Origin of the sequence: Micromonospora sp. NPDC005215 (genome assembly GCF_040607915.1) — a bacterium.
GTDB lineage: Bacteria > Actinomycetota > Actinomycetes > Mycobacteriales > Micromonosporaceae > Micromonospora.
In genome coordinates, this window is record NZ_JBEXHQ010000104.1 from 1 (window position 1) to 4,798 (window position 4,798).

Genomic DNA, 4,798 nt, shown 5'->3' on the forward strand with positions numbered 1-4,798 from the left:
GTCGCGGTCACCCTCGACCCCGCAACACTGCGAGACCAAGCCACCACCGGAACCCTGCCCGCCCTCCTCCGCGGCCTCGTCCGCACACCACGGCGGGTCGACCCAGGCGTCACGCTGCGGCTCGGCCAACTCGACGGCGAGCAGCGCGAGGAGGCGCTGCTCCACCTCGTTCGTGAGCACGTGGCCGGGGTGCTCGGGCACGAGTCGAGCCGCGAGGTGCACCTTGACCGCGGCTTCCTGGATCTGGGCCTCGACTCGCTCACCGCGCTGGAGTTGCGCAACCGGCTCGGCTCGGCGACCGGCCTGCGACTGCCAGCCACGGTGATCTTCGATCATCCGACGGTTCGCGGGCTGACCACACACCTGCTTGCCGAGCTCAGCCCGGCTCTGCCGGCACCCGCCGACCGTGTGCTCGGCGACATCGACCAGGTGGCGGCCAGCCTGGCCGCACTCAACGGAGACCAGGCCGGCCGGCTGGCCGTGTCGCGGCGGCTGCGCGAACTGCTCACCGAGCTGGAAGGTACGCCCGGTGACGGCGTCGCGGAACGGCTCACGTCCGCCACTGACGACGACCTCTTCGACTTCATCGACAGCGAACTCGGGACCCGCTGATGACCACGGGCGGCCTCACCGGAAGGAAGAACGCAGCAATGGCGAACGAGGACAAGCTCCGGGACTATCTCAAGCGGGTCACCGCCGATCTGCACCAGACCCGTGAGCGGCTGCGGGAGGTGGAGTCGGCCGCCGGGGAGCCGATCGCCGTGGTGGCCATGGCGTGCCGTTATCCGGGCGGGGTGGCCGGCCCGGAGGACCTGTGGCGACTTGTCGACGACGGCGTCGACGCGGTCACCGGGTTCCCGGAGAACCGTGGGTGGGATCTGGACGGGCTCTACGACCCGGACCCGGACGCGGCCGGGCACTCGTACACCCGGCACGGCGGCTTCCTGCACGACGCCGACGAGTTCGACCCGGACGTGTTCGGCATCAGCCCGCGCGAGGCGCTCACCATCGATCCGCAGCAGCGCATCCTGCTCGAGCTGGCCTGGGAGGCGGTCGAGCGGGCCGGCATCGGACCCGACGCGCTGCGCGGCAGCCGCACCGGCGTGTACGCGGGCGTCATGTACAACGACTATGCCGGCCGGCTGCTGCACCAGCCGCCCGAGGACCTTGAGGGTTACCTGGCCAGCGGCAGCGCAGGCAGCGTCGCGTCCGGCCGGGTGGCGTACCACTTCGGCTTCGAAGGGCCGGCGGTTACCGTCGACACGGCCTGCTCGTCATCCCTGGTCACCCTGCACCTGGCCGCGCAGGCGCTACGGCAGGGCGACTGCACGCTGGCGCTGGCCGGTGGTGTCACGGTGATGGCCAGTCCGAACAGCTTCGTCGAGTTCAGCCGGCAGCGCGGTCTGGCGCCGGACGGCCGCTGCAAGCCGTTCGCCGACGCCGCCGACGGCACGGGTTGGAGCGAGGGCGCGGGCCTGCTGCTGCTGGAACGGCTCTCCGACGCGCAGCGCCTGGGCCACCCGGTCCTCGGCGTGATCCGTGGCAGCGCGGTCAACCAGGACGGCACCACCAGCCAGCTCACCGCGCCGAACGGGCCGGCCCAGCAGCGGGTCATCCGGCAGGCGCTGGCCGGCGCCGGGTTGGAGCCGGCCGATGTGGACGCGGTGGAGGCGCACGGCACCGGCACCACGCTGGGCGACCCGATCGAGGCCGGCGCGTTGCTGGCCACGTACGGTGCCGGCCGCGATCCGCGGCGCCCGCTGCACCTCGGCTCGATCAAGTCGAACCTGGGCCACACCCAGGCGGCGGCCGGCGTCGCCGGCGTGATCAAGATGATCATGGCGATGCGGCACGACCGGCTTCCGCGCACCCTGCACGTCGACCGACCCTCCCAGCACGTGGACTGGGACGGTGGCGCGCTGCGCCTTCTCACCGACCCGGTCGACTGGCCCCGACGAGACCGGCCGCGGCGGGCCGCGGTGTCCTCGTTCGGCATCAGCGGCACCAACGCGCACGTCATCCTGGAGGAGGCGCCACCGGTCGACACCGCCCCGACCGGCACCCGCCAGGCGCCGGCCGCGGTGCCCTACCTGCTCTGCGCGCACGACGAGGAGTCACTGCGCCGGGCGGCACTGCGCCTGCGCGACCACCTGGACAACGATCCCAGTCTGGATCGACTCGCGGTCGGGCACAGCCTGGCCACCACTCGGCGCGAACTCGGCCGGCGCGCCGCGATCCTGGCCACCGACGGCGCGACCACCGCCGCGGCGCTGGCCGCGCTGGCGACCGGTGACCGGCATCCGGCCGCCGTCCGCGGCACCGCCTCGGCGGGTGCGACCGCCTTCCTGTTCACCGGCCAGGGCAGTCAGCGACCCGGCATGGGCGCGGTGCTCTACCGCGAGGTGCCAGCATTCGCCGCCGCGGTCGACGAGATCTGCGCGGCCCTGGATCCACACCTCGACCAGCCGTTGCGTGAACTGATGTTCGCCGACGGTGGCGCCAACAGCCCACTGCATCGCACCGAATATGCCCAGCCGGCACTGTTCGCGCTGGAGGTGGCCCTGTTCCGCACGCTGCGCGGATTCGGTGTACGCCCGGACTACCTGGTCGGCCACTCGATCGGCGAGCTCGCGGCCGCGCACGTCGCCGGGGTGCTGTCGCTCGCCGACGCCGCGACGTTGGTCGCCGCGCGCGGCCGGCTGATGCAGGCGATGCGGGACGACGGGGCGATGGTGGCCATCCAGGCCGGCGAGGAGACCGTGCGCGCCGCGATCAACGGCCACCACCAGGGGGTGACTGTCGCGGCCGTGAACGGGCCGACGGCGACGGTGATCTCCGGCGACACGGCCGCGGTCGTGGAGTTGGGCGCCGTTTTCACCGAGCGCGGCATCAAGACCCGACGACTCACCGTCAGTCACGCGTTCCACTCGCCGCACATGGACGGCATGCTCGACGACTTCCGCCTGGTGGCAGCGGGGCTGGACTTCCGGCCGCCAACCATCCCGATCGTGTCCAACCTGACCGGCGAGCTCGCCACCGCCGAACAGCTGTGCTCCGCGGACTACTGGGCCGACCAGGTGCGGCACGCGGTGCGCTTCGCCGACGCGGTTGCTCTGCTGCACCGGGAAGGAGTGATCCACTACCTCGAACTCGGGCCGGCGCCGGTGCTCGCCGCCATGGTGCACGACACCCTCTTCGCGACTGACGCGGACGCGCCGGCCGCCGAGCGCAGCACGGTCCTGGCCACGATGCGCCAGGACCGGGAGGGTGCGGCCGGATTGATCGGCACGCTGGCCGAGGCGTACGTGCACGGACTGACCGTCGACTGGAACGCGATCGTGGGCTGGGACGAGGCGCCGGTGGTGCCACTGCCGACGTACCCGTTCCACCGCCGGCGCTTCTGGATCGACCCTTCCCCAGCCGGCGGCGACCCGGCCGGGCTGGGTCAGCACCCGGCGCGGCACCCGCTGCTCGGGGCCGGCGTGGACCTGGCAGCCGGCGGTGGCAGCCTGCTGACGGGCCGATTCTCTCCGACGAGTCATCCGTGGCTGGCTGACCACGCCGTGCAGGGCACCGTACTGCTTCCCGGCACCGCGCTGCTCGACCTCGCGCTGTTCGCGGCCAGCCGGCACGGTTGGTCGCGGGTGGACGAACTCACCCTTGAGGCACCCGTCGTGCTCGACCCGGACGCCCCGATCGACCTGCAGGTCAGCGTGCAGGACGAGGACGGCCCGACGGTGGAGATCTTCTCGCGCCCGGCGGAGGACCCTGACGCCGACTGGACCCGGCACTGCACGGGCCGGATCGGCACCGACGAGCAGGGGACCGCGCCGACCAGCGAATCGGCTACGGCGTGGCCGCCCGCCGGGGCCGAGCCGATTGACGTGGCCGGGCTCTACGACCGGCTCGAGGAGCTGGGTCTCGACTACGGCCCGACCTTCCAGGCGGTACGCGCCGCGTGGCGGGACGGCGACACGATCCATGCCGAGGTCGCGGTGCGGCCGGAGGTCGGGCAGGACACCTTCGCGGTGCACCCGGCCCTGCTCGACGCCGCCCTCCACCCGCTCGCCGCCGCCGGTACCGGCCTGCGGCTGCCCTTCGCCTGGCGGGGTGTCACGTTGCACGCCGTCGAGGCCACCGCCCTACGGGTCACCGTACGACCGGCCGGGACGGACAGCCTGTCGTTGACCGCCACCGATCCGACCGGCGCGCCGGTGCTGACCGTCGAGGCCCTCGACGTGCGTGCCGCGGACCTGGCCCACCTGGCCGGCGGCCGTCGCCCGCAGACCCTGTACCGGGTCGTGTGGGAGCGGGTGGTGGGTGCGGCGGCGGTCGAGGAACCCCTGATCCTCGATCTCAGCGATGACACCGTGCACAGCGCACTACCGCGCCTGCAGGAAGCGCTCGCCACCGACCAACCACTACTAGCTCACACCCACAACGCCGTCACCGATCCCATCAACCCTGACCAGGCCGCGATCTGGGGCCTCCTGCGCACCGCCCAGACCGAACATCCCCACCGACTCACCATCGTCGACAACCACGACCCCACCAACCCGCCACCGGCCAACGAACCCCAACTGGCCAACCGCGACGGCCACCACTACGCACCCCGACTCACCCCAACCCCAACCCCCACCCCACAACACCTACCCCTGGACCCCAACGGCAGCATCCTCATCACCGGCGGCACCGGCACCCTCGGCGCCCTCATCGCCCGCCACCTCCACCAACGCGGCTACCACCACCTCATCCTCGCCAGCCGCCGCGGCCCCAACGCACCCCACGCCCACCACCT

2 protein-coding genes are annotated in these 4,798 nt (G+C 72.6%); both read left to right on the forward strand.

The window, feature by feature from the left end; translation table 11 throughout:
- The coding region (locus ABZU25_RS34305; RefSeq protein ID WP_355033517.1) for an acyl carrier protein at positions 1–612 on the forward strand (612 nt) is incomplete at its 5' end.
- Between the two features lie 38 nt (positions 613–650).
- The coding region (locus ABZU25_RS34310; RefSeq protein ID WP_355033518.1) for a beta-ketoacyl synthase N-terminal-like domain-containing protein at positions 651–4,798 on the forward strand (4,148 nt) is incomplete at its 3' end.